The organism is Methylococcales bacterium (assembly GCA_030949405.1).
Lineage (GTDB): Bacteria > Pseudomonadota > Gammaproteobacteria > Methylococcales > Methylomonadaceae > WTBX01.
In genome coordinates, this window is sequence record JAUZSN010000002.1 from 602,861 (window position 1) to 627,750 (window position 24,890).

At 38.5% G+C, this 24,890-nt stretch carries 29 protein-coding genes; 19 read left to right on the forward strand and 10 right to left on the reverse strand.

The window, feature by feature from the left end; all coding sequences use genetic code 11:
* The first annotated feature begins 197 nt into the window (after nucleotides 1-197).
* The 6 genes from Q9M50_03185 to Q9M50_03210 all read left to right on the forward strand — a co-directional run bounded on the left by Q9M50_03185 (nucleotide 198) and on the right by Q9M50_03210 (nucleotide 2,938).
* Nucleotides 198-641, forward strand: coding sequence for a hypothetical protein (locus Q9M50_03185; protein MDQ7089632.1), 444 nt, complete (start codon nucleotides 198-200; stop codon nucleotides 639-641).
* Nucleotides 642-759: 118 nt separating this feature from the next.
* Nucleotides 760-990, forward strand: a complete 231-nt coding sequence (locus tag Q9M50_03190; GenBank protein ID MDQ7089633.1) for a hypothetical protein — start codon at nucleotides 760-762, stop codon at nucleotides 988-990.
* Nucleotides 991-1,037: 47 nt separating this feature from the next.
* Entirely contained in the window at nucleotides 1,038-1,172 is a 135-nt protein-coding gene (locus Q9M50_03195; protein ID MDQ7089634.1) for a hypothetical protein, read from the forward strand.
* A 182-nt stretch (nucleotides 1,173-1,354) separates the two neighbouring features.
* Nucleotides 1,355-1,723: a hypothetical protein gene (locus Q9M50_03200; GenBank protein ID MDQ7089635.1), complete on the forward strand. Its 369-nt coding sequence runs from the start codon at nucleotides 1,355-1,357 to the stop codon at nucleotides 1,721-1,723.
* A 3-nt stretch (nucleotides 1,724-1,726) separates the two neighbouring features.
* Complete coding sequence (locus Q9M50_03205; protein MDQ7089636.1) at nucleotides 1,727-2,404, forward strand: M50 family metallopeptidase; 678 nt, start codon at nucleotides 1,727-1,729, stop codon at nucleotides 2,402-2,404.
* Nucleotides 2,405-2,449: 45 nt separating this feature from the next.
* Entirely contained in the window at nucleotides 2,450-2,938 is a 489-nt protein-coding gene (locus tag Q9M50_03210; protein MDQ7089637.1) for a TRAP transporter small permease, read from the forward strand.
* 15 nt (nucleotides 2,939-2,953) lie between these two features.
* On the opposite strand, the gene Q9M50_03215 is transcribed toward Q9M50_03210, so the two are convergent.
* From Q9M50_03215 to pdxA, 8 genes are all read right to left on the reverse strand, one after another.
* The gene (locus Q9M50_03215) at nucleotides 2,954-3,091 is read right to left on the reverse strand and encodes a hypothetical protein (protein ID MDQ7089638.1); all 138 of its coding nucleotides are present in this window, start codon (nucleotides 3,089-3,091) and stop codon (nucleotides 2,954-2,956) included.
* Nucleotides 3,092-3,233: 142 nt separating this feature from the next.
* Complete coding sequence (locus Q9M50_03220; GenBank protein ID MDQ7089639.1) at nucleotides 3,234-4,586, reverse strand: hypothetical protein; 1,353 nt, start codon at nucleotides 4,584-4,586, stop codon at nucleotides 3,234-3,236.
* A 27-nt stretch (nucleotides 4,587-4,613) separates the two neighbouring features.
* The gene (locus Q9M50_03225; protein ID MDQ7089640.1) at nucleotides 4,614-5,420 is read right to left on the reverse strand and encodes an undecaprenyl-diphosphate phosphatase; all 807 of its coding nucleotides are present in this window, start codon (nucleotides 5,418-5,420) and stop codon (nucleotides 4,614-4,616) included.
* A gap of 17 nt (nucleotides 5,421-5,437) precedes the next feature.
* Nucleotides 5,438-6,448, reverse strand: a complete 1,011-nt coding sequence (truD, locus tag Q9M50_03230) for a tRNA pseudouridine(13) synthase TruD (protein ID MDQ7089641.1) — start codon at nucleotides 6,446-6,448, stop codon at nucleotides 5,438-5,440.
* A complete protein-coding gene (gene ispF, locus Q9M50_03235; GenBank protein MDQ7089642.1) occupies nucleotides 6,441-6,926 on the reverse strand; it encodes a 2-C-methyl-D-erythritol 2,4-cyclodiphosphate synthase in 486 nt (161 codons plus the stop codon). Before ispF ends, truD begins: the two co-directional genes overlap by 8 nt.
* Nucleotides 6,919-7,614 carry a 2-C-methyl-D-erythritol 4-phosphate cytidylyltransferase gene (gene ispD, locus Q9M50_03240; protein MDQ7089643.1) on the reverse strand — a complete coding sequence of 232 codons (696 nt, stop codon included), beginning with the start codon at nucleotides 7,612-7,614 and terminating at the stop codon, nucleotides 6,919-6,921. Before ispD ends, ispF begins: the two co-directional genes overlap by 8 nt.
* A gap of 427 nt (nucleotides 7,615-8,041) precedes the next feature.
* On the reverse strand, nucleotides 8,042-8,830 hold the full coding sequence (gene rsmA / locus Q9M50_03245; protein ID MDQ7089644.1) for a 16S rRNA (adenine(1518)-N(6)/adenine(1519)-N(6))-dimethyltransferase RsmA: 789 nt from the start codon (nucleotides 8,828-8,830) through the stop codon (nucleotides 8,042-8,044).
* 2 nt (nucleotides 8,831-8,832) lie between these two features.
* Nucleotides 8,833-9,840, reverse strand: coding sequence for a 4-hydroxythreonine-4-phosphate dehydrogenase PdxA (gene pdxA / locus Q9M50_03250; GenBank protein MDQ7089645.1), 1,008 nt, complete (start codon nucleotides 9,838-9,840; stop codon nucleotides 8,833-8,835).
* Nucleotides 9,841-10,013: 173 nt separating this feature from the next.
* Between pdxA and argS the strand changes: the two genes are divergently transcribed.
* From argS to Q9M50_03310, 12 genes are all read left to right on the forward strand, one after another.
* On the forward strand, nucleotides 10,014-11,774 hold the full coding sequence (argS, locus tag Q9M50_03255) for an arginine--tRNA ligase (protein MDQ7089646.1): 1,761 nt from the start codon (nucleotides 10,014-10,016) through the stop codon (nucleotides 11,772-11,774).
* Nucleotides 11,775-12,458, forward strand: coding sequence for an SPOR domain-containing protein (locus Q9M50_03260; GenBank protein MDQ7089647.1), 684 nt, complete (start codon nucleotides 11,775-11,777; stop codon nucleotides 12,456-12,458).
* Between the two features lie 22 nt (nucleotides 12,459-12,480).
* A complete protein-coding gene (locus Q9M50_03265) occupies nucleotides 12,481-13,239 on the forward strand; it encodes a hypothetical protein (protein MDQ7089648.1) in 759 nt (252 codons plus the stop codon).
* Between the two features lie 578 nt (nucleotides 13,240-13,817).
* Nucleotides 13,818-14,459, forward strand: coding sequence for a 3-hexulose-6-phosphate synthase (hxlA, locus tag Q9M50_03270; protein ID MDQ7089649.1), 642 nt, complete (start codon nucleotides 13,818-13,820; stop codon nucleotides 14,457-14,459).
* Between the two features lie 22 nt (nucleotides 14,460-14,481).
* Nucleotides 14,482-15,027, forward strand: coding sequence for a 6-phospho-3-hexuloisomerase (gene hxlB, locus Q9M50_03275; protein ID MDQ7089650.1), 546 nt, complete (start codon nucleotides 14,482-14,484; stop codon nucleotides 15,025-15,027).
* A 263-nt stretch (nucleotides 15,028-15,290) separates the two neighbouring features.
* Nucleotides 15,291-17,276 carry a transketolase gene (gene tkt / locus Q9M50_03280; GenBank protein MDQ7089651.1) on the forward strand — a complete coding sequence of 662 codons (1,986 nt, stop codon included), beginning with the start codon at nucleotides 15,291-15,293 and terminating at the stop codon, nucleotides 17,274-17,276.
* Between the two features lie 153 nt (nucleotides 17,277-17,429).
* Nucleotides 17,430-18,110, forward strand: coding sequence for a hypothetical protein (locus Q9M50_03285; protein ID MDQ7089652.1), 681 nt, complete (start codon nucleotides 17,430-17,432; stop codon nucleotides 18,108-18,110).
* 3 nt (nucleotides 18,111-18,113) lie between these two features.
* A complete protein-coding gene (locus tag Q9M50_03290) occupies nucleotides 18,114-18,752 on the forward strand; it encodes a hypothetical protein (GenBank protein ID MDQ7089653.1) in 639 nt (212 codons plus the stop codon).
* A 175-nt stretch (nucleotides 18,753-18,927) separates the two neighbouring features.
* Complete coding sequence (locus Q9M50_03295; GenBank protein ID MDQ7089654.1) at nucleotides 18,928-19,911, forward strand: transaldolase; 984 nt, start codon at nucleotides 18,928-18,930, stop codon at nucleotides 19,909-19,911.
* Nucleotides 19,912-19,980: 69 nt separating this feature from the next.
* Entirely contained in the window at nucleotides 19,981-21,060 is a 1,080-nt protein-coding gene (gene fbaA / locus Q9M50_03300) for a class II fructose-bisphosphate aldolase (protein ID MDQ7089655.1), read from the forward strand.
* A 253-nt stretch (nucleotides 21,061-21,313) separates the two neighbouring features.
* A complete protein-coding gene (locus Q9M50_03305) occupies nucleotides 21,314-21,790 on the forward strand; it encodes a hypothetical protein (protein MDQ7089656.1) in 477 nt (158 codons plus the stop codon).
* Nucleotides 21,791-21,850: 60 nt separating this feature from the next.
* Complete coding sequence (locus tag Q9M50_03310; protein ID MDQ7089657.1) at nucleotides 21,851-22,402, forward strand: ISAzo13 family transposase; 552 nt, start codon at nucleotides 21,851-21,853, stop codon at nucleotides 22,400-22,402.
* Nucleotides 22,403-22,540: 138 nt separating this feature from the next.
* On the opposite strand, the gene Q9M50_03315 is transcribed toward Q9M50_03310, so the two are convergent.
* Nucleotides 22,541-22,846: a hypothetical protein gene (locus tag Q9M50_03315; protein ID MDQ7089658.1), complete on the reverse strand. Its 306-nt coding sequence runs from the start codon at nucleotides 22,844-22,846 to the stop codon at nucleotides 22,541-22,543.
* A 47-nt stretch (nucleotides 22,847-22,893) separates the two neighbouring features.
* Nucleotides 22,894-23,040, reverse strand: a complete 147-nt coding sequence (locus Q9M50_03320; GenBank protein MDQ7089659.1) for a hypothetical protein — start codon at nucleotides 23,038-23,040, stop codon at nucleotides 22,894-22,896.
* 167 nt (nucleotides 23,041-23,207) lie between these two features.
* Here Q9M50_03320 and Q9M50_03325 point away from each other — a divergent pair, with 167 nt between their 5' ends.
* Nucleotides 23,208-24,710 (forward strand): DUF6399 domain-containing protein, encoded by a 1,503-nt coding sequence (locus Q9M50_03325; GenBank protein MDQ7089660.1) that lies wholly within the window; start codon nucleotides 23,208-23,210, stop codon nucleotides 24,708-24,710.
* Nucleotides 24,711-24,890: the final 180 nt, after the last annotated feature.

Sequence of the window (24,890 nt, forward strand, 5' to 3'; positions counted from 1 at the left end):
GTACTCCAACAAAAGTTATTAAGTATTTTTTACCGAAATTATCTAATATCTCTAAAACTGATTTTTTTAAATGTTCATAACTTAAATAACAATCCAAAGGTAACCACTCATGGTATCTACTTTAAATCTCAGGGTAAAGATAAAATTTCTAAAATAGATTTGACAACATATCATAAAAGAACGAATAGTTACATACTTTGAATATCCACGACCTACAGGCTGAAACTAACGCCATTTATCAAGCAATCGCTCAAATGGAAAGTAGCGAAGCGCAGGATATTGTCAAAAAAATATTCAATCTTATTGAACGCTTAGCCAGTGATAAATTGTCTTTAGAAACTGAATTACAGCAACTTCGTGACGAGGTTAATCGCTTGAAAGGTGAGCAGGGAAAGCCTGATATCAAACCCAATAAAAATAATAAGGGTGATGATATTTCATCCGAAGACGAACGTAAAAAAGCACAAGTTGACGCGCAAAAAGAAACTAATAACGACACTGAAAATACGGACTCGGATAAGAAAAAACGCCGCCGTAAACCCAAGATCCCACGAGTTAAAATCGACCAAACGCTAAAATGCCTACTCGACAAAACTGGCTTGCCTAGCGACTTAGTATCTAAAGGCTTTTTCGTAGCTTAATTCCCATGCTTAAGTCTCAGGAAAAAAGCGAGCTTTATCGCAGCGGTATTCTCAACAGTGATACAGTCATATTGATGATACCAGTGCGCGAGTCAACGGTGATAACCACTATTGTCAGGTGGTCTGCAATGACTTGTTTACCGCTTATTTCACCCCTAAAAACAAAGACCGTTTATCGGTTCTGGACGTGCTGACCGACGGTGCGCCACGCCATTATATCTACAATCAACAAGCTCAATCCTTGCTTGACGAGTTCAAGTTAGCTGATAAAGCGCGGGTAAAAGTTGATGCTCAAATACCTGTTAATACAGTGATGAATCAAGAAGACAAGCGCGTGCGCGAGACATAAGCTTCCAGACTCGAAATGAGAAAGGCACGAAAATCAAAGACAGTTTTATGAGTCTTGCTGAAACGGCTAAAAAACTAGCCGTGAGTTTTTATGATTATGTTTATGACCGAGTTAGTGGTGAATTCAAAATGCCGTCTATGGCGAATCTTATCGCTCAAAAAGCGCAAAGTTTGCAGGTCTGATATTTATTTTACCCTGAAATTTAAAGTAGATACCTTCAAATGTCCTTTATCATCTCACACTTACAAAACCGCCTAAGATTTCAAAAAAGGCTCTCAGTCCTTGATCTCGTTAGAAAAATAACCTTTTGTGTCGCAGTTGCTATAATAATCGATAGTTTATTTGTTTTTTTAGGAATTACGCTATGCGTTTTATTACAGCTCTACCTTGGAATTTTGTCATTGTTGTTACACTTATTGGACTTTATGAAAGCCAAATTCCTGTTGAAGGGGTAATTGAACAAAGCTTATTTGTCCTATTTTTATGCGCCTTAGTTTTTGGTTTTATTAATAGTTCTAATATTTCACACCATAACTTTACCTTATTAATTATTCGCTCAACCACCTCCGTTGCAATGGCCAGTGGCTTTAGTAGTTATTTGTGGTGGGGAACGGAACATGGCTTACCTTTTATTTATGGTATTGGTCTGGCCATCGTCATGATTAATGCGATTATTTCCCCGATTAATAGCTTTAAAACCGCTTTAAGAGATTTCCATGTCCCTGAGTCATAATTCATGAAACAGCTTGCTTATTTAATTTTTTTAATGGGGTTGATTACTTATTTTTGGGAACACCCCGTTCTTTATCCTTTAAAATTACTGGTCGTTTTTTTTCACGAATCCTCTCACGCACTGGCAACCGTTTTAACAGGTGGGCAGGTTAAAGAGTTTGTGATTAATTATGAACAAGGCGGGCATGTGGTGTCCTTGGGTGGAAATCGTTTTATAATTTTGAGTTCGGGCTATTTAGGCTCATTATTATGGGGGGTTATTATTTATGTTGCGAGCGTTCAAATTTTATACGATAAAGTATTGATGGGCTGCTTAGGGGTTAGTATTATTTTAATTACCGTTTTGCTTTCAAGTTCTAAATTTAGTTGGTTATTTGGTTTAACCTCTGGAATAGGAATGCTGGTTATCGCTCGCTTTTTAGCTAATAGTTATAATGATTTTTTGTTACGATTATTAGGCTTAACCAGTATGATTTATGTCCCCTTAGATATTTATAGTGATACTATTTTTCGAGCGCATTTAGAATCCGATGCTTATATGTTGGCTCAGCATACGGGAGGTTCCACTGTTTTATGGGGGAGCTTATGGATTGCGATTAGCTTGATTGTCATTTATTATTGTTTGAAATGGTCATTAGTCAAACAAAACCAAACTCGAATAAAAAAGCATGAGTCATTTTAGTTTATGCCCTTAACGGTTTTTCAAGCCATCATCTTTCTATAAATAATGCAATCACCTCATTGGATAGTTAAAACCCATCAGTTTCTTTTAAAAATTGAAGTGGCTATTACGGTTGGCTTATTGTTATCGATGATAATGATCGCAACCTTACAAATTATTATGCGTAATTTTTGGGGCGTAGGGATTTTATGGGGGGAGTCCTATGTTCGGATTGCTGTTTTATGGCTTGCATTTTTCGGTGCGACGCTGGCTTGTCGCCATCATCGTCACCTTGCCATTGATGTTTTGATTAATAAACTAACTCCCTCCATTCAACGTTGGGTTAATCGTTTTAATGATTTATTTAGCGGCCTTATTTGTTTTGTTGTGAGTTATCACAGCAGTCTATTAATCTATTCTGATTACCAAGATGGAGGAATTGCATTTGCTAGCGTTCCTAATTGGCTGTGTGAAATCATTATTCCTTTTGCTTTCGCGCTTATGGGAAGTCGTTACCTATTAACGAGCTGCTTTGATTTACGTCCAAAAATTTAATAACACTTAAGTGCCTTATTCATCATTAGACGGATATGCTAACTCAACTAAAATAATACCCGAGGTTGAATGCAGCTCCTTAACGACGAGTCCTTGGTTTTTTTCTTTGTTTTTATAAATGTAAATTTGATCGCCTGCTTTAAAACATCCCATTGAAAAAATTAAGGTATCGGCTTGCTCTAACGCTTTAATCCCTGGAATAAAAATAGCCCATGTAGAACGTTCTTTGTCATGTAAATGACAAATATAAACAATTTCAGATTCAAAGCCAATAACTTCGGCACCAAAGCGAAAACTATCCCCCTGTTCTCATTGCAATTCGACGAATAAGGGCGATCTCTAAGCGGGTTTTATCCGCCGAAATAATACCAAAAACATCCCCTATTTTAGCTTTAAGCTTGGTATTAGAATCACTCCAGTAAACAGAATAGCCTTTTGCTGAACTATCAAAAATATGTATTTTTTTAACATTTATTTCGTTTATTTCTTTGGTATTATAAGTACTTGGAGGCTGCCATGAATCGTCGTCATGATCAGAATTCAGTGATTCAATATGCTTATTTTTAATATAGAGTTTTAATTCTTCTGAGGCAATTTTTGCTTTTTGAATGTCATTTTTAGGTTCAAGCCCATCCGTAAGGGGTCGTTCTTTGTAACGTAAAAAGTTAACAATATCATCGAAGCCAATAATTCCTAACATTTGATGACCATCATCTAAGCGCGTATATTTTCTTTTTTGCCCTAATCCCAATGTTTTTATGACCCGTAAAAACAGAGCGGTATTAATTGATTTTAAGGTACCGCTCCATGACATTCCTTTTTTAAGTTTATCGTAAATTTCATGGGCAATATCAACGGTTGAAAAATAACGACAGGTTTCAATCAAATTAGCCTCATGATAATCCGTACAGTTAACGGGGGGATTATCCGTTTCTAAATCAAAAACAAAAACAGTGTGTTCTTTATCCGCTTTTACCTTAATAACAATATTTTCACAAACCATATCCAGAAAATAAAAAATAGTTTGCATATCGCGTGCGCGAAACTGATTGGTGTCACAGGCTTGAAAGATAAATATTTTGTTAAAAATAGTTTCAGGTGTTATATCATTTAATTGTTTAACGGGGACTTTTAAAAGGTTTCTTTTTTCGGCAATATGAAACATTTCATAAATATCACGCCAAAAACCATCCGTCGGTAATGAATAAATGGCCGCAATATGTAATTGGGCTTGTCGTTTTGCTTGCAGAGCAACAACGAATGCAAATGCGGCATCTTGTTTGACCTGTGTATCTTCTGCGGCAATAAAAAAGCCTTCACTGAGCAGTAAATAATTCCAGGTAACGGCTTCGGCATAGATTCTTTCGTCAACTGTTAAGGGAAACCCAACATCCCAACAAACACCTTCAAGATCATTGATATATTTTTTTAAATAATCCGCAATAATACATAAAAAAGTAATGCGCTTTTTAGAGCTTATATTTGCTATATTTAAGGCTTGTAATAAGCGTAATAATTCTAAACACGCCGTTTTACTGTCCTGTTCTAACCGAGTGTTTAACCATTCGAGTAATAACTTTTTTTCTAATTTAAAAGGTATTTTAATATTATTATTTTCGGGAATAGCTCTAAATTTTGAATTATTCATAAATAACCTCTGATCTTAATTTAACGTTTAAATTGAAAGGAATGGATTAAATAGCCAGAGTAAAAAAATACCTAATGCAAACCGATAATAGACAAATGGCATCATTCCTACTTTATTTAAAAATTTCAAAAACCAAGCAATACTTAAATAAGCAACCAACGCGGATATACACGCGCCAATGGCCATAAATTCCCAATTAACAGGCTCTATAGTCTGATAAAGTTCATACGATTTAAGCATACCTGCGAGACTAATAACAGGGATAGATAATAAAAACGAGAACCGTGCTGCATGTTCACGTTTTAGGCCTGTTAATAACCCCGCTGTAATGGTAATGCCTGAACGTGATGTCCCTGGAATTAAGGCAATGGCTTGAAAGAGTCCCACTACAATAGCATCCATTAAGGTAATCGTATCCCGCTTTTCCGTGGCTTTTTTTTCTGCAAACCATAATAGGATTGCAAAAATGATGGTTGCAATCGCCACAACGATAGGCGATCGAATCATTTCTTCGACGCTATCAGGTAAGGAAATACCCACCAGTCCGACGGGAATGGTGCCTAATAAAACGTACCACGCGAGTTTAGAATCCTCATTTGATTCCCCGCCACAGAGTGACTTTCCCCAAGATTGGCTTATTTGTATTAAATCACGGCGATAAAAAATAATAACGGCGGTTAAGGTTCCTATATGTACGGCTACATCAAATGCAAGCCCTTGGTCTTCCCAGCCGACTAATATCGGTAATAGCATTAAATGAGCTGAGCTTGAAATAGGTAAAAACTCGGTTAACCCTTGCAATATTGCTAATGCAATCGCTTGTATAATATCCATGAAGATTCACTTGAAGATTAAAAATTAATGATTTCTCTTAACAAAGCGGTTGCATAACCACCTGCGGGTAAAAAGAAACGGAGTTGTAGTTGTTCGGGGGTTAAAAATTGCCATTGTAAGTTTTGAGGAATGACACGTAAGACACGGCGATCACTTTCAAGGTCAAACTTAACCAATCCTGTGGTTAATGCGTCATAAGGGGTTAGAAGGTTCATTTCATTCGCTAAAACTTCCCCTTTTCCATATAAACAGCCTGTAGGGTGAAGGATGCCTTGGCTAATGCGTTGTTTGAGTTCATCATCTAACGCGGTGACTTTAAAATAACTATTGGAGTCTGCAAACATTAAAATATCGTCTTCAAGCGCGGAATCCCAGCTATTATTTTCAACCCGATGGCTAAGAATCTGATTAAATAAATAAGAGCGGGCAGCGGATAAATAAATACCTCGTTGTGGGCGTTTAATTTTTCGTGTTCCTGCAAATAACGCCAATACGGTATCAATATTTTTCCCTTGCAAACCAAAACGCTGTGACCCAAAATAATTAGGGAAACCTAGCATTTTTATTTGATTCAGTTGTCGCTGACACGCCTCACGATCCCCTGAGAAATCACGAATTAATAGCTGAAATTGATTTCCTGTTAAAACCCCCCGCTTAAGCTTTCGTGTATGGCGCGTGCTTTGAAGGACTTTAATGGTTTCGGTTTCCACTTCAGACCAATCAGGCGTGGCTTTACCAGGTAACCAGACACTAAACCACTGTGTCGTGAGTCCATGACGATCTTTTAAGCCTGCAACCCCAATATCACGTTGCCTAACCTTCGCAACTCGGGCTAATACGCGGGCAACATAGTCTGTATTTTCACCTTGTTTTTGAATCTGAACAAAAACATGTTCACCCGTGCCATCCGCTTCAAAAGGTAACTGTTCTTCAACAATAAAATCATCGGGCTGCGTTTTAATGACGCCGGTTGATGCAGGTGAGCCATAAGCATAACTCCATTGCGGCAGCGTCAATAACTCAGTCAAGAGGGGATGACTCAATCAAAACAACGGCATGAACAGCAATGCCTTCTTTACGGCCTTCAAAGCCTAATTTTTCAGTGGTTGTCGCTTTCACATTAATTCTATCGACGGTGGTTTTTAAATCAACCGCAATATTCTCACACATAGCAACAATATGAGGGGACATCTTAGGGGCTTGTGCAACAATAGTGATGTCGGCATTATTCAGATGATAGCCTTTTTCATTAACTATTTTATAGACATGGCGTAAAAGGACGCGACTATCAGCCCCCTTAAAATTAGGATCCGTATCAGGAAAGTGTTGACCAATATCCCCTAAAGCCGCCGCGCCTAATAAAGCATCCGCTAAGGCATGTAAAACAACGTCACCATCGGAGTGAGCCTCAAGTCCCTTTTCATAAGGAATCGTGACTCCGCCTAAAATAATTTCATCACCGTGTTTGAAACGATGGACATCATACCCTTGACCTATTCTAATCACGTTGATTCTCCAAATAAAATTGTGCTAAAGCTAAATCTTCAGGGCGCGTAATTTTAATATTTTCAGTCGAACCTTCCACTATTTTAACCACGCCCCCTGTAAGTTCGATGGCACTGGCTTCATCAGTTATGGCAGGGTTTCCAATCGTTTGTGTTAAGGATTTTTTTAAAACCCCGTACCGAAACATTTGAGGGGTTAAGGCGCGCCAGATAGTCCGTCTATCAACACTCTTTTGAATCACATCGCCGTCAACTTGTTTTAAGGTATCATGGGAAGCCAACGCTAAAATTCCACCACACGCTTCATTTTGTAGTGATTTAAGTAACTGGTGTATCTCTTTTGAACTCACACACGGACGGGCGGCATCGTGAACGAGTACCCAATCATCATCCACCGCTTTATTTTCTAATGCACTTAAGGCGGATAACACTGAATCGGCTCGTTCTTTACCGCCTTTGGCTCGAATTATTTGGGGATGTTTTGCTATTTTTAAGGCTGGCCAATACGTGTCACCGTCTGAAATCGCCACGGCAATGGCAGAAAAAACATCCGTACTTAAAAGCTGCAATAACGTTTGCTCAATCACCGTTTTATCGAGTAAGGGTAAATATTGTTTAGGTTTATCCGCTTGCATTCGCTTACCAACCCCTGCGGCGGGAACGACAGCGTAATAATTTGTGTTAGTCATGCTCATTATTTTTGAGTTTATAATTGAAAAAATCGATTAGAATTGGGTTAAAAATAATTATCAATTGTTTTTTAACATCGACCCATTCGTTTAAATCAAGCGGGCAAAGTAATTCTTTGATTGGTATAAGACAAACGGTGTAACGAGCGGAATAATAACAATACTCAAGGAACTTAGTCCAGTCTTATGTTTACAGATAATGAATCGTTAAGCAGGGGCATGAAACTGTTTGAACAAACAGCGGTACCTTTTCGACAGGCAAAAAAAATGCGGCTAAATAGCCGCAAAAGAGAGTAATTTAAGGAGATATAAAAACACTAGCTTTCTTTAGGAGGGAAGAGCTTTTGCTTGAAGTTGTGTCTAGTTTACGGACTCTTTATTGTGTTGGGAATGTGGTAAATTGTCACATGTGGCAAACTGTCGCAGTTTATTCGCTAATTTCATTAAAAAAATTGGCTAGTTTTGCAAAGTCCTCTAAACCCACTTCTTCGGCCCGCACTTTAGGATCAATCCCTAACTGTTTTATTTGATCTTCATTTAAATGTTTTTTAAGCGAATTTCTAATCGTTTTACGTCGCTGAGAAAAGGCCGCTGTAACGATTGTATTTAAAGTCTTTCGTTCATTAAGGGTAACAGGGGCGGTAGAATGTGGAATTAAACGGACAATGGCCGAGTTTACTTTCGGAATAGGTTTGAAACTTTCTGGCGGAACATCAAATAAATGCTCACTTGCACAGTAATAATTCATCATCACCGTCAAACGCCCGTATTTTTTACTGCCAGGGACCGCACAAATTCGCTCAACCACTTCTTTTTGTAACATGAAGTGCATATCCGCAATTGAATGAGCATTACTCAGTAAATGAAATAAAAGCGGGGTAGAAATGTTGTACGGTAAATTCCCAATGATACGAAGTTTTTCATCGGAATTAACCAAGGCTTGAAAGTCAAACTTAAGCGCGTCCGCACTATGAATTGTTAGCTGAGGATGTGGCTCAAATTTTTGGGTGAGCAAGGTAACCAAATCTCTATCGAGTTCAACAACATCCAGTGTTACCCCCGTTTCTAATAAAGGGTGCGTTAAGGCTCCCTGTCCTGGGCCTATTTCAACCCAATGTTGACCTTTTTGGGCTTGAATAGAGGCAATTATTTGATAAATAATGCCGTGATCTTCAAGAAAATTTTGTCCAAATCGTTTACGTGCTTGATGTGCCATAATTAAAATAAAAGTGTGTTACTACTAACAATATCTAATGCGGTGGTGATGGCAAGCTCTAAACTGCCATAATTTGCAGTGCCTGTGCCTGCAAGCTCTAATGCCGTGCCATGATCGACGGATGTTCGGATTAAGGGGAGACCTAAGGTAATATTAACCGCCTTTCCAAAGCCTAAATATTTTAAAACGGGTAACCCCTGATCGTGATACATAGCCAAAACCGCATCGGCATTATCTAAATATTTCGGGGTAAAAACCGTATCTGCGGCTAAAGGGCCTTGTATATTAAAGCCTTCCTCTCGAAATTTATCCAACACAGGCGTAATGGTGTTAATTTCTTCTGAGCCTAAATGCCCGTCTTCGCCTGCATGAGGATTAAGCCCACAAACCAGTATAGTCGGTTTACTTATCCCAAAACGCTGTCTTAAATCCCGTTCCAGCACCTGAATAATGGTGGTTAAACTTTTTTTGGTAATTGCTTTGGATACTTTAGTTAACGGTAAATGAGTCGTTGCTAAGGCAACTTTTAACCCCTTCGTTGCTAGCATCATGACAGGTGTTCCCCCGCCTGCAATCTTCGCAATGTATTCCGTGTGTCCTGTAAATTTTAACCGTGCTTCATTAATAATGCCCTTATGAACAGGGGCGGTTACCATCGCAGCAAATAAGCCATCTAAACAGCCTTGGGTTGCTAAACGGATGGTTTCTAATACATAACGGCTATTGTTTTTATCAAGTTGCTGACAGACAACGGGTTTTTTTAAGGGGGTAGGGAAAACGGTGATTATCCCTGCTTGTTGCGGTTTAGCAGGAGCCAGGGGATCAAAATTATTAATTGTTAACGGTAAATTAAGTATTTTTGCACGTGATGCCAGCATATCAGGATCAGCAATAATCACTAACTCACACACTTGCGGATGCTGGGCTAATTGAATACACAAATCAGGTCCAATACCTGCAGGTTCTCCTGCTGTTAAGGCAATTCGTTGAACAGGTTTTGATGAGGTCATCAGTGTTTATCCCTTAAAAATCCACTAGTTTACAGCAGCCTAACAGGGCTGAAAAGAAATAACGCCCTGTAAAGTTAGGATTGAATCATGTTTTTAGCTTGTACCTTATAGCTAATCCTTAAAAATTCAGGGATAATGCAGAATATTTTGAATCCATTAGATGCTGTGAAATAATGAAACAAACGTTGAAAACACTTGTTCAGCAAGCTGTTGAAAGTCTTAAAAAAGAGGGGGTTTTAGATAACACACTCACCCCAACGATTACGATTGAACGCGCTCGTGATAATTCACACGGGGATTTTGCCTCAAATTTAGCTTTGGTATTGGCTAAATCGGCTAAGATTAATCCTAAAACATTAGCCCTACAAATTGTTGATGCACTGCCCCAGCATACTGCAATTGTGAATGTTGAAATTGCAGGGCCAGGGTTTATTAATTTTTTTATTCATCCTGACGCTATTTATCAGGTTGTTTCCGAAATTCATCAACAAGGTGAGCAGTTTGGCTTAAGCAAACTCGGCGCGGGGAAAAAAGTACAAGTTGAATTTGTTTCCGCTAATCCCACTGGGCCTTTACATGTAGGGCATGGACGCGGAGCAGCTTATGGATCAGCGGTTGCTGATTTATTGGAAGCGGTTGGCTTTGAAGTTGATAGAGAATATTATGTAAATGATGCAGGGCGACAAATGGACATTTTAGCCGCCAGCATTTGGTTACGTTATTTGGAAGAATGTGGTGAGGTCGTTGTTTTTCCAACGAATGCTTATCGAGGTGACTATATTCGTGAAATTGCCCGAAAAATTCATAACAGTGTACAAAATGAATATCGTCATCCTGCTGAATTAGTATTAGAAAGTATTCCGAGTGATGAGCCTGAAGGCGGGGATAAGGACACCCATATTGATGCCCTGATTCAACGTGCAAAAACCTTATTGGGTAACGCTCAATATCGAGATATTTTTCAAATAGGGTTAGCGACTATTTTAGAAGATATCAAAGTTGATTTAAGCGAATTTGGTCTTGATTATCATCACTGGTTTTCTGAGCGCAAGCTCATGGAAGAGGGATTAATTGATGGGGTCATTAGTCAATTAGACGAAAAGAATTTTCTTTATAAACAAGCGGGAGCCACGTGGTTTAAATCAACTGATTTTGGGGATGATAAAGACCGTGTTGTCACGCGTGATAATGGCGAAACGACTTATTTTGCCTCAGACATTGCTTATCACCTTAATAAATTGGAAAGAGGCTATGACCAAATTATTAATATCTGGGGAGCGGATCATCATGGCTATATCCCACGAATTAAAGCGGCCTTATTAGCACTGGGGGCGGATGCTGAAAAGCTTACGGTCTTGTTAGTCCAGTTTGCTGTTTTATATCGGGGGAATGAAAAAATGCCGATGTCTACACGTTCAGGTGAATTTGTTACCTTACGGCAATTACGAAGTGAAGTGGGTAAAGATGCGGCGCGGTTTTTTTATTTGATGCGTCGCTCCGATCAGCACATGGATTTTGATTTAAAACTAGCGACCTCTAAAACCAATGAAAACCCTGTGTTTTATGTACAATACGCTCATGCCCGAATATGCAGTGTTTTACGTCAGTTAGATGAAAAAAGTTTAGAGCGTGATATAAATTTAGGCATGAAAAGCCTAACCGTCTTAACAGAATCGTATGAAATAACACTTTTAACAACCTTATCGCGCTACCCAGAAGTCTTAGAAAAAGCCGCCTTAAGTTATGAGCCTCATCAATTAATTCAGTATTGCCGAGAGCTTGCCACTAATTTTCATAGCTACTACAACGCGCATCAATTTTTGGTTGATGATGTTAATTTGCGAAATGCGCGGCTCAATTTGATCAGCGCAACTAAACAAGTTCTTAACAATGGTCTAAACTTATTAGGTATTCATTCACCTGAGGCGATGTAAATGCCTAAAGATTATAAAAACCGTAGTTACACTAAAAAACCTAGCCGAGGTAATAAATCCAATAAATCACGGTTTAATCGTTTTGACGGACTCTTAATTTTAGCCTTTATTGTTGTGGCCTCCTTGTTTGGGGTCTCCTTTTTGAATCCAGACAGTCCCGATACAAAAATTTCATTAGACACCTTATTATCAACGAATAATATCAGTGATGCAAAAAATGCTGAATTAAAAATAAAAAAACAGCTACAAAATAAAAACATACAGGCTTTAGCCGCTAAGGCACAAGCTAAAATTAAACAAAAGGCTGATTCGCCCAGTAAACAAGATAAAATTCCTAAAGAACCTCATTTTGATTTTTATACCATTTTGCCAAAACTTGAAGTCGTTATTCCTGAATATGAAATTAAAACGCGTATTAGAGAAGAGCAAACAGGGACTTTAAAAAAAGGAGGGCGTTATGTCATGCAGGCAGGTTCGTTTCGGGATTTTTTAGAAGCCAAAAAACTTCATGTTAAATTAACAGCCTTCGGCGTTGAATCCCATATTGAGCGAGCAATGGTTGGAAAAGTGGTTTGGCATCGAATTAAAATAGGCCCTTTTTCGGGACTAAGTTCAATAATGGCAATTAAAACGCGTTTACGAAATAATGGCATTGATACCTTGGTGTTGGAGTTTAAAGGGTAAGCCCCTCAATTAGGTAAAATTAATGATAAAGATTGTTGCGATAAAAACCATAATCGCCCAAAAAACGTGTACCAGTAAAACGCTGGTTAGTATTTTTCAACTGGTCTATATTTTTGCCGTTGCGATAGTGATTACTCAGCTTGATAAAACGCCTCAAGAATTATTTTATACAGGTTCCATCGTCTTATTTGTGCTTTTTCTTTCCCGATTAACGCTTAAATGGTTTCCTAAAGTCTGTGGCGAATGCAATGAGCGACTGGAGAATAGTCAGACACGAACGTGTTCTGAGTGTGGAAGTTATAACGTTTATGACCTCAAGTTATGGGCTAAATTAAAATTTAACGATGCACAGGCCGCTTATAAAGCAGAAACGGGTCGGCTGATACAAAACATCTTAGCACTCGTCATTGTTTTTGTTATTTTTAGTAGCCCCGTCGCCTATTTTTTTCTGGTCATTGATAAAGATATTCGTGAGCTTAATCAACAACGGCGGTTTGCTTTTAAAAAAATACGCCCTGCTTTTTTAAATTATAAAACGGATCATTTTCGGTTTCCTCGGTATTTAGAAGCACTTGTCCCTGACTACCTGCTTGAAATTCCAGATGTTTTGATTACCCCTAAAAAAACAAATCATGGTATTTTAAAAATTAATTACCAAGGCGATGAAAATACAGCTAAATTTACATTTTATATTAGCTACTTACCCTTATCTGGAATTGATTATGAGGTCATGAGTGATCAATATAATTCGGATTCTAAATTAACCACACTGCTTTGGTAAGTTTTCAGCTATTTGAAAATCTAAACGACAACCAAAAATTGTACGCTGGAAAACTGAGTCCTTTTATTTTTAAGTAACCCCATAATTTAACGTTTAAACTTACATCTACACGAGTGATTGCGCATAGCTTCCTTAAACTATTCACTCAATTTTATCCATTAAGTAAGAATGCCATATTTAAGTGCATTATTGAGTAAATTAAGGGGCATTTTTATAAAAATGAAAAATATTCATTTAGGCTTAGTTAAAAAAAAATATTCTTACCCACTTTGAATTTATTTTCAATCGTCTTCTTTTGATTCCAGAAGAAAATTAAATTCTAGTATAAAACCAACTAAAAAAACAAATTAGTTATAGTTAACAACTAGTTACAGGGTAAAAAAATACAAAAGAAAACTCTTTGTAAGGGTTAGCTTGATTCGCTAGGTGAAATTTTTACCGTTCTAAAAACTAAAATAGAGCCTATTTTTTTATACGCACCAACGCTGGGCATTGACATTCGCCCCTATTTTGTTTTAAAGTGCGACTCGCGTAATATTAAGTATGCAAAAAAATTATAATCAATTGGAGTAAGTAACATGGCAACACCATTAATTCAAATGGCATTAGATTCTTTAGATTTTGACGCAACTATCGCTCTTGCTGAAGAAGTCGCCCCTCACGTCGATATTTTTGAAATCGGAACGCCTTGCATTAAACATAATGGCATCAATTTAGTGAAAGAACTAAGAGCTAGATTTCCTGAGAAATTACTTTTAGTTGACCTTAAAACAATGGATGCGGGTGAGTATGAAGCAACCCCATTTTATGAAGCAGGCGCGGATATTTGTACTGTATTAGGTGTTTCAGGTGCTGCAACGTGTGTTGGCGTAATTAAAGCGAGCAATGCAACCGGCGCTGAAACTCAAATTGACTTAATCAATGTTGACGATAAAGTGGCTTGCGCAAGAGATATGGTTGACGCGGGCGCACAAATTGTTGGTATTCATACAGGTCTTGATGCACAAGCCGCTGGTGACACACCATTCAATGACTTAAGCTTAATCGCTGGTTTAGAATTAGATGTTCGTATTTCAGTTGCAGGCGGTATTAACCAATCAACAGTTCAAGACGTTGTTCGTGCAGGGGCTGATATTATTGTTGTTGGCGCAGCGATCTATGGCGCACCTTCTCCTGCTGAATCAGCTCGTGAAATTCGTGAACTCGTTGATGCAGCATAAATAAATACGGAGTATAAATATAATGTGGCAACAAAAAAATCAACGTTTAGTCATTGATAAAATTTCAGAAATTCTTGATGCAACTGATAATGAATATGCTGAAAAAATAACTGCAATGTTTGATGGAGCCAAACGCATATTTATATCAGGAGCAGGTCGCTCAAAACTTGTAGGCAACTTTCTAGGTATGCGTTTAATGCATAGTGGTTATGATGTCAGCATGGTAGGTGAAATTGTTACGCCTAGCATTAGAGAAGGTGATTTATTAATTGTAATTTCAGGTTCAGGTGAAACGGAACAATTAATTGCTTTTACTAATAAAGCTAAAGATGTCGGAGCACGCATTGTTTTAATCTCATCTAGGGCGCAATCAACCATTGGTGACATTGCAGATGGTGTATTTCAAATAGGTAAACAAGAACTTTACCAGAAGGTAAAGGGAATGCCTATGGGAACCGTATTTGAGCTATCAACATTATGTTTTCTGGAAGCCTTAGTTTCTCATTTAGTTTGGGAAAAAGAAATCCCAGAAGAAAAAATGAGAGAACGACACGCCAACATGGAATAAGTATTATTAAAAAACGAGTGGGTCAAACCACTCGTTTTTATTTGAATGCTTTAAAAAAATAAACAAATAAATCAGCTTATCGGTTAAATTTTTGTCGTAACGTGATTAACCTGAACCTACCCCAGATAAATCAATTAACAAAAAACGTACATCTCTATGTGTACGATTTAAATCTTACCGAAAGAATAAATAAATATTTTAAATGACTGCGTGACGGGGTCAGGAAATAGTCATTGCAATCATAACCAAATTAGGAGAAGAATATGGCTTCGCGCAGACACTTAGCGAACGCAATACGCGCTTTAACCATGGATGCAGTACAAAAAGCAAAATCAGGTCATCCAGGTGCGCCTATGGGAATGGCAGATATTGCAGAAGTATTGTGGAATAATCATTTAAAGCACAACCCTACCAGCCCTACATGGGCTGATCGTGACCGTTTTGTCTTATCAAATGGTCATGGTTCCATGTTAATTTATTCTTTATTGCATCTGTCAGGTTATGACTTAGCAATGGATCAATTGGCTTCTTTCCGTCAATTACATTCACAGTGTGCGGGTCATCCTGAGTACGGTTATGCTCCTGGTATTGAAACAACGACAGGGCCTTTAGGACAAGGGATTACCAATGGTGTTGGGTTTGCAATGGCCGAAAAGCTACTTGCTGACCAATTTAACCGTCCTGGACATAACATTGTTGACCATAAAACCTATGTATTTATGGGTGACGGTTGCTTGATGGAAGGTATTTCTCATGAAGCCTGTTCATTAGCGGGAACATGGGGCTTAGGAAGCTTAATTGCTTTCTGGGATGACAACAACATTTCTATTGATGGTCATATTGATGGCTGGTATACCGATGATACGGTTAGACGTTTTGAGTCTTATGGCTGGCATGTTATCTCTGTAGATGGACATGATTCAGAAGCGATTAATGCGGCTATCGAATTAGCGAAAAAAGAAACCGAACGACCTTCTTTAATTTGTTGTAAAACAATTATTGGTTTTGGTTCACCGAATAAAAGCGGAAGCCATGACTGTCATGGCGCTGCATTAGGGGATGAAGAAGTGGCCTTGGTTCGTAAAGAATTAGGTTGGGATTCTGAACCTTTTGTTATTCCTGATGATGTGTATGCAGGTTGGGATGCAAAAGCTAAAGGAGCGGATGTTGAAACGGAATGGAATACTCGTTTTGATGCGTATGCCGCAGCACATCCTGAATTAGCCGCCGAATTTAAACGTCGTATGGCGAATGAATTACCGGCTAACTGGAAAGAAGCCAGTGATGCGCTTATTGCAGAAACCAATGGAAATGCAGCGAACCTAGCGTCACGTCAAGCTTCACAAAAATGTATTGCAGGTTTAGCACCGACATTACCTGAATTTTTAGGCGGTTCTGCTGATCTAACAGGGTCTAACTTAACAAGCTGTGCCGATTTCAAACATGTTAGCGGTAAAGAAATGGGCAACTACATTTCTTACGGTGTTCGTGAATTTGGAATGTTTACCATCATGAATGGTATGGCACTGCATGGTGGGTTAATTCCTTTCGGTGGCACATTCCACATGTTCTCTGATTATGCAAAAAGTGCGTTACGCATGGCTGCATTGATGAAAATTCGTACCATTGCCGTGTTAACGCATGACTCTATTGGTCAAGGCGAAGATGGCCCAACGCATCAACCGATTGAAAATACATCGGCAATGCGTTTAATTCCTAATATGGACGTGTGGAGACCTGCGGATTCAACTGAAACAGCAGTTGCGTGGACAATGGCTGTTGAACGGATGGACGGACCTACAAGTTTAGTTCTAAGTCGTCAAGGTTTAGCGTTTATTGCCCGTACGGATGAGCAAATTGCAGCGATTCGTCAAGGTGCTTATGTTGTTTCAGAAGCACAAGGCGATGCAGCCGCTATTTTGATTGCAACAGGATCAGAGGTTAATTTAGCCTTACAATCTCAAGCAGCCCTTGCTGAAAAAGGCATTCAAACTCGCGTTGTGTCTATGCCATCAACCAATGTTTTTGATCGTCAAGAGCAAACTTATAAAGACAGCATTTTAACACCGGGTGTTAAACGTGTTGCTATTGAAGCGGGTGTGACGGATTACTGGCGTAAATATGTTGGTTTAGAAGGCGGTGTTGTTGGTATTGATACGTTTGGCGAATCAGCACCTGGCGGCGTTGTCCTGAATCACTTTGGCTTTACCGTTGAAAATGTTGTGGCTACTGTTGAGACAGTCATTTAAAACACGAAGGACTTTATCTACGCTAAATTAATTTAAGCTATTGATATTTTTAAAAGTGTCAATTTTTAACAAGTTGCGTTACGATAGTAATTTTAAAGTTAATTCATGCGTAGATATAGGTATTAAAATAACGTATATGAGGGGAATTTAAACGTGAAGATACAACATTTGACCAGTGGTTTGATTGCTGCAATGGTATTAGCGAGTCCTATCGTTGGGGCAGAAGACTATCCAGCAGCTAATTTTCAACCAAAAGTTATTTATATTGATGCTGATGAAGCCAGAAAATCGTCGGCAACATCATCAACAAGCCAGAGTAAAGGTGAAACCAGCCAGCCAGATTCTAATTATCCTGCGGCTAATTTTCAACCGACTGTTATTTATAGTGATTCAGATTACAAGAAAAGTGCGTCGCCTAGTTCATCAGCGAGTAAAAGTTCTAGTTCGTCTTCCTCATCTGAAACCGTAGCTGAATCTTCCGAAGCATCAGAAGATGAGTCTATGGTGACTTTGCTAGGTTTATTTGCATTAGCAGCCGTTGGATTTGTCTTTTTAAGAAAAAAATCATCATCTGAGCCTAAAAAAGCCACCGTAAGAGCGCGTGCAGCCTCTAACAACAGGGCAAGGCCTCAAGCAAATGGCGCAACTGGAGTTGCTCGGTATTTAAGTAAAAATATGCCCGAACTTTCATCCGTCGCTGTTTATTTAAAAAATAAAAACAATGTTCAAGCGTCAGGTGTTTCTAAGTATATGGCGAAAAGAATTGTTGCGGCAAAAGCAGCCGCCGTAGCAAAAAGAACAGGTGTTGAAAAATATTTGCGTGACCGAGGATAGAATATGGCAGGTTTATTTGGATTTATATTCGGAGAATCACCGAAAGCTCAAGTTTATAGAAACGATAATGATGTTGTCGTTGACAATACAACCGTTAATGAATATGGCGCGAGTGATTTAACAGGCGTTGCTAAATATTTACAAGGTCAAAAAACACCCGCTTCTGCGACAGGTGTGGCTAAATATTTAAAAACAAAAGAACAACACAGTCCCAGTCGCGTTGCTAAGTATTTGGCGAGACAGGCGATTGCATCAAAACAAAAAATAGAAAGTGATGTTTCTGAAATAATTTCTGCCACAGGGGTCGAAAAATATTTAAAAACACACGAAAACAGACCTAAAGCCAGTGGAGTTGCTAAGTATTTAGCAAACCAAAGCCAACACTCTGCAAGTGGTGTAGCTAAATATATGGCCAGAAGAATCATTGCAGCAAGGAATGCCCCGCCTGTCATTAAAACGAGTGGTGTGGCTTTATATTTAGAAAACCGTAAAGAAGTGTTAGCAACGGGCGTAAGTAAATATATGGCAAAGCAAGTTTTAATGGCTAAAACAATAGTGGCTGAAACCGCCGCTGTTGTTGAGTCAACGGTTACGTTAGAACCCGTAACAGGGGTTGAAAAATATTTGCAGGCTAAAAGCTAACTCATTAAATTCTTTATCTGGATGCGCGTTAGCGGGTCCAGATAGAAATTATAATCATCGCAAGCCTTATTGGATTATGAAAAATATTTTTTATAACCCAATAGCGCTAGGTAACTGTAAAAGGTTATTTATTTGCATTCATTTTATATTAATAACCTAAAGGTATTTTCTAATTATGGCAAATCTACTTGATCAACTAAAAGAAATGACTGTTGTCGTTGCCGACACGGGTGACTTGGAAGCAATTGGAAAGTTTACACCGCGTGATGCCACTACAAACCCCTCGTTAATTACGATGGCCGCTCAAATGCCTCAGTATCAAGCGATTGTAGATAATACACTGACAAGTGCAAGAGCCACTTTAGGGGCTGCGGCAAGCGCAGCAGAGGTTGTTACCTTAGCATTTGATCGACTTGCAGTTTCTTTTGGTCTTGAAATTCTTAAAATTGTATCAGGTCGGGTTTCTACCGAAGTTGATGCACGTCTTTCTTTTGATACCGAAGCGACCATTACAAAAGGTCGTGAGTTAATTGCTCAGTATGAAGCGGCGGGTGTTTCTAAAGAGCGTATCTTAATTAAAATTGCAGCTACGTGGGAAGGGATTAAAGCGGCTGAAGTTTTAGAAAAAGAAGGCATTAGTTGTAACTTAACGTTATTATTTGGTTTACATCAAGCGATTGCGTGTGCGGAAGGTGGAATCACACTTATTTCACCTTTCGTAGGCCGTATTCTTGATTGGTATAAAAAAGACAGCGGTCGTGATTCTTATGAAGCTCACGAAGATCCAGGTGTTGTTTCAGTGACGGCTGTTTATAACTATTACAAAAAATTTGGCTATAAAACTGAAGTTATGGGCGCGAGTTTCCGTAATGTCGGTGAAATTACCGAATTAGCAGGTTCTGATTTATTGACTATTTCGCCTGCATTATTAGCGACGTTACAAGAAACTGAAGCGGAATTGCCACGTAAATTAACGCAAGAAAATGCAGATGCGGCAGATATTGAAAAGATCACGATTGATAAAGCCACTTTTGACAAAATGCACGCTGAAAACCAAATGGCAACCGATAAATTAGCTGAAGGCATTGATGGATTTTCTAAAGCATTAGTTACTTTAGAAGAATTATTAGCTGACCGCCTAACAAGCTTAGAAGCCTAAATAACTCTATACTGAGCATCGCGTTTTTATGAGCGCGATGGTGTTGTTAAACTCTTAATTTTAAAGAATATGTCTCAAAAAATTTTAGATGCTGTTAAACCTGGTGTTATCACGGGTGACGATGTACAAAAAGTCTTTGCAATTTGTAAAGAAAATTCCCTTGCTTTACCTGCTGTTAATACCATTAACACCGATTCCGTTAATGCGGTTTTAGAAGCGGCTGCAAAAGCGAAATCTGCGGTTGTTATTCAGTTTTCAAATGGGGGGGCGGCTTTCTTTTCAGGCAAAGGTCTGAAACTAGAAGGACAACAAAATGCAATTTTAGGTGCCATTTCGGGTGCAAAACATGTTCATAACATGGCCGTGCATTATGGCGTTCCTGTTATTTTACATACTGATCACGCGGCGAAAAAATTATTGCCTTGGATTGACGGTTTATTAGATGCAGGTGAAAAACACTTTGCAGAAACAGGTAAGCCTTTATTTAGCTCACACATGCTAGATTTATCCGAAGAGAGCTTAGAAGAAAACATTGAGACTTGCGGTAAATATTTAGCGCGTATGTCTAAAATGGGGATGACCTTAGAGATCGAATTAGGGTGTACTGGCGGTGAAGAAGATGGCGTTGATAACTCAGGTATGGATATAGCTGATTTATACACGAAACCAGAAGAAGTGGCTTATGCTTATGAAGAATTAAGCAAAATTAGCCCATGTTTCACCATTGCAGCCTCTTTTGGTAACGTACACGGTGTTTATAAGCCAGGTAATGTTAAATTAACGCCGACTATTTTGCGTGATTCTCAAGCTTACGTTTCAAAAAAATACAATCTTCCTGCGAACAGCTTAAACTTTGTATTCCACGGCGGTTCAGGTTCAAGCGAAGAAGAAATTAAAGAGTCGATTGGTTACGGTGTTATCAAAATGAATATTGATACCGATACACAATGGGCCACTTGGGAAGGAGTGATGAATTTCTATAAAGAAAATGAAGCTTATTTGCAAGGTCAAATTGGTAACCCTGATGGGGAAGATAGTCCAAATAAAAAATACTATGATCCTCGTGTTTGGCAACGTGCTGGTGAAGTAGGTATGGCAAACCGTTTAGCGCAAACATTTGCTGATTTAAACGCAACGGATTCATTATAAGCGTTTAATAAAAATAAATAGTCTTCCTTATGAAGGCTGTTTAAAAATCAAGGTCGATGTGATAAGCATCGGCTTTTTTTTGCTTTGAAACTTATCAGATTAATTCAAGTCCGTTTAAAATTAAGGAAAAATCATAGCACTTAGGAATGCGGATTTAATAAAACCCAAAAATTAATAAATTATATTAGTTGATAACAAGCTTTGAATCAAGTATGCTCTATTGTTATGAAAATACAAAATTATCCAGTAAACATTGAAGCGCAAATGCGCAATTTTTATAATAGCTTATCGGAAAAAGACCGTCGCCATTACTCGCGGTCAACAGGAATTAAAAACCGACCTATCTAATGAAAAGCAACGCATTCGCAAATCAGGAGGAGGACGTAACTTTTTACTGCCAACCCTTGATGGAATAGATGAGGTATTTTTAGACGTATTGAAAAATAACACGGCGGGATCTCCCATGGATGAAACGATAAAATGGACAAATTTATCGCGCCCTGCTATCGCGAAAAAGCTTGGGGAACAAGGCTTTCCAATGAGTGTAACGGTTGTTGATAGACTGTTGAAAAAACATAATTTTCGTCCACGGCAAGCTTTTAAAGCCGAGGCAGGAAAGTCTAATATCCCTTATCGAGACGAACAATTTAAGAATATTGAACGCCTCAAGCAGGAATATACAACACAGGGAGATCCTGTTTTGAGTATGGATGTTAAAAAAAAGAATTAATCGGTAATTTCTTTCGTGCAGGTACGCTTTACACACAAGAAATTATCCGTGTAAATGACCATGATTTTCCATCCTATGCCAAAGGTAAAGTTGTACCTCATGGGATTGTATGATATTAATCGTAACGTAGGTTATATCACTCTGGGAGTCAGTCATGATACCTCTGAGTTTGCCTGCAAATGTATTCGTCAATGGTGGTTAGAGCATGGACAGGCATTGTATGAGGGATCGACAAATTTATTGCTACTATGTGACTGCGGTGGTAGTAATAATGCACGCTATTATATTTTCAAAGAAGATTTGGAAAAATTGTCAGAGGAATTAAAGATTAATATTCGTATCGCCCATTATCCGCCGTATACATCGAAATATAACCCAATAGAACATCGCTTATTTCCGCATATTACAAGAGCTTGCAAAGGCGTTGTTTTTAAAAATGTTGAATTGGTTAATAATTTGATGGCAAAAGCCAAAACTACTACAGGCTTAAAAGTATTTTCGAGCATTCTCAATACAACCTTTGAAATAGGGCGTAAAGTGGCGGACAGCAATTCCCGCTCCCACAAAAATATCTATAAATATCAATCAGATAAGAAAATCGTGATTGGATGAAATGTAAGTGAAATATTATTAGATGACGCATTTATATCATATAATAGTTTAAATAGATTTTTAATTTAAAAATAAGCGATGGCGAAATCCAGCAAATACATATTAAAAGCTGGGGTGATGAGGTATTATTATAATCAATTAAGCCACTTTTAAAGTGTCACTATTTTCAGTGTTTATCAGCTCACCGCATCTTTCTAAAATAAAATAACCTTGCTTTAATAATTCATCTTTTGTCTCTTTATTAAAATAAAAAGAGGCCATTGCGCCGTAAAGTTTATAATTTTGATAAATAGGGAATAATTTTTTAAAATGATTAAATTTGCGTTCCAATTTTTCAATATTATTGAAATGCGCTTTGTATTTCACTTCAATAATGGCAATGGATTCTCCGTTGGTTAAAAATAAGTCGTATTCTTCCTGAATTTTTCCCCTATGTTTTTCCATATTTTTAGTAATATCATCAAATTTTATTCGCCCTAACTGATTATTTTTTATGAGGCTATTGTAAAAAAATCCTCGGTAATATCCCCTTGGTTTCGACTGACTCCACCAATCATTTTAGCAATTTTATCAAGCTTTCGATCCGTTTCTTTTAATTGCGTATCAGTTTTTTGGGCTACCAACTTAAGACGGGACAAAATAAAGAACTAACTGCGATATTCTTGTATCATAGGTTAATGACTAAAAAAACAGAACAACACAGAAAATACGCGCAGCTAGTCACGCAATTATCGCTGAAATTACAACAACAGGCAAGCAAACTGTTCGTAACTTAGCTTCAATTGTTGGTCGCTCAAAAAGCAGTGTGCATCGTCATCGTCAAGCGCAAACAAAGCGAAATCGACATCCTGAATCATCATTATGGGAAACCGAGGCAGGTAGTTCTTGGCAAAGATTAATGGTGTTTTCCGCCTTGTATGTCTTTGGATTAAAGGCAGGCGTAGGTGCAGAGACTTTATCGCTGTTTTTTAAAATGATACGGATTGACACCCATGTGGGCGTATCACCCGACGCACTGCGGACTCAAATCAATAAAATGGAAGTCTTATTGCCGCAGTTTCAGCAAGAATGCGAAAAAAGTGTGAAAAAACAAACACGTAAAGTTGTTGCTGGGCTGGATGAGACTTTTTTCGGCAACTTTATGATTTTAGTTTTAATGGACTTACGTTCTGGCTATCTTTTGTTGGAAGATATTAGCGATGATAGGTGCTACGATACTTGGTATAAAAAGGTTTCGCCACGATTAGAATCATTAGGCATTGAGGTTAATCATGCGATTAGTGATCGCGCTAAGGCGTTGATAAAAATGGCAGTGACGGGGTTTAAGTGCGAATCGGGGGCAGATATTTTTCATGCTCAACAAGATATGAGTCGCTGGTTAGGCGCGAAAATCGGCAGGCGTGCAGCAAGGGCTGAAAAACAGCGGCAAGCAGCGCAAACCGCAGAGTCTACTGTTTCTAAAACGGCAACGATGCAGAAAATTATTGGACTTAAAACAACACGGATAACGGCTGAAAAAGAGCTTGAAGAAGCCAAAAAAATACAAACAGATTATCACGAAAACTTACAAGGGATTGCGGATGAAGTTCATCCTTTTTCACTCAATGATAGTCGTAGAAACGATGCGGAACAGGTTGAGAAGTTGCTAGAGTTAAGAGCGCGAGCCTTTGAAAAAATAGCGGAAAAACAAGGGATTAACGATCATAAAGGCGTGATGAAAAAGTTTCGTAATCAAATAAAACCGTTAGCGGTATCCATCAGTTTTTGGTGGCTTTGGGTACGCGAAACCTTGCAAAATTTGGGGCTTGATGCGGATACCGAATATTGGTTGACCACAACATTATTACCCGTTGTTTATTGGCATCAGAAAATGGAACAAACTAAAAGCCGCAGGTCAAAGGAAAACTATCGAAAAGCTTGGGAAACCGCGTCTGATAAGCTCAAATCAGACCCATTTAGTGCAAAGTTATCAATCAGTGAAATGCAGCGATGGCTAACATTGGCGGAGCATATGGCAAGGCAGTTTCAACGCAGTTCATCTGCGGTGGAAGGGCGAAATGGCTGTTTATCGCAAATGTATCGCAATGGGCGAGGTTTGAATAAAAAGCGATTAAACGCGTTGACGGTCATTCATAACTACGGAATCAAACGTGAGGATGGCACAACCGCCGCCATGCGTTTATTTGATACCGAGTTTCCAGACTTGTTTTCATGGCTACTGAATGAAATGGGCGAGTTACCGCTTCCTAGAAATAGTCGAAAGCGTGTGTTTTCTAACCCTTTGAAATTGCTGGATGTCCCGTCTTAAATTGGTAGCCGTTTTTTGTTGTGCGATGGCTAAACTGGCAACCAGTTGTTTGAGTTCATTATCGGTCATCTTTTTCCTTTTATTATAAAAAACCAGTAACTACTCAGGTAGTTGTAGCCCGTATGTAGCTTGCGGAATACGGGGAAGGATACGTTTATTCGTTAAAAATATCATAAAATA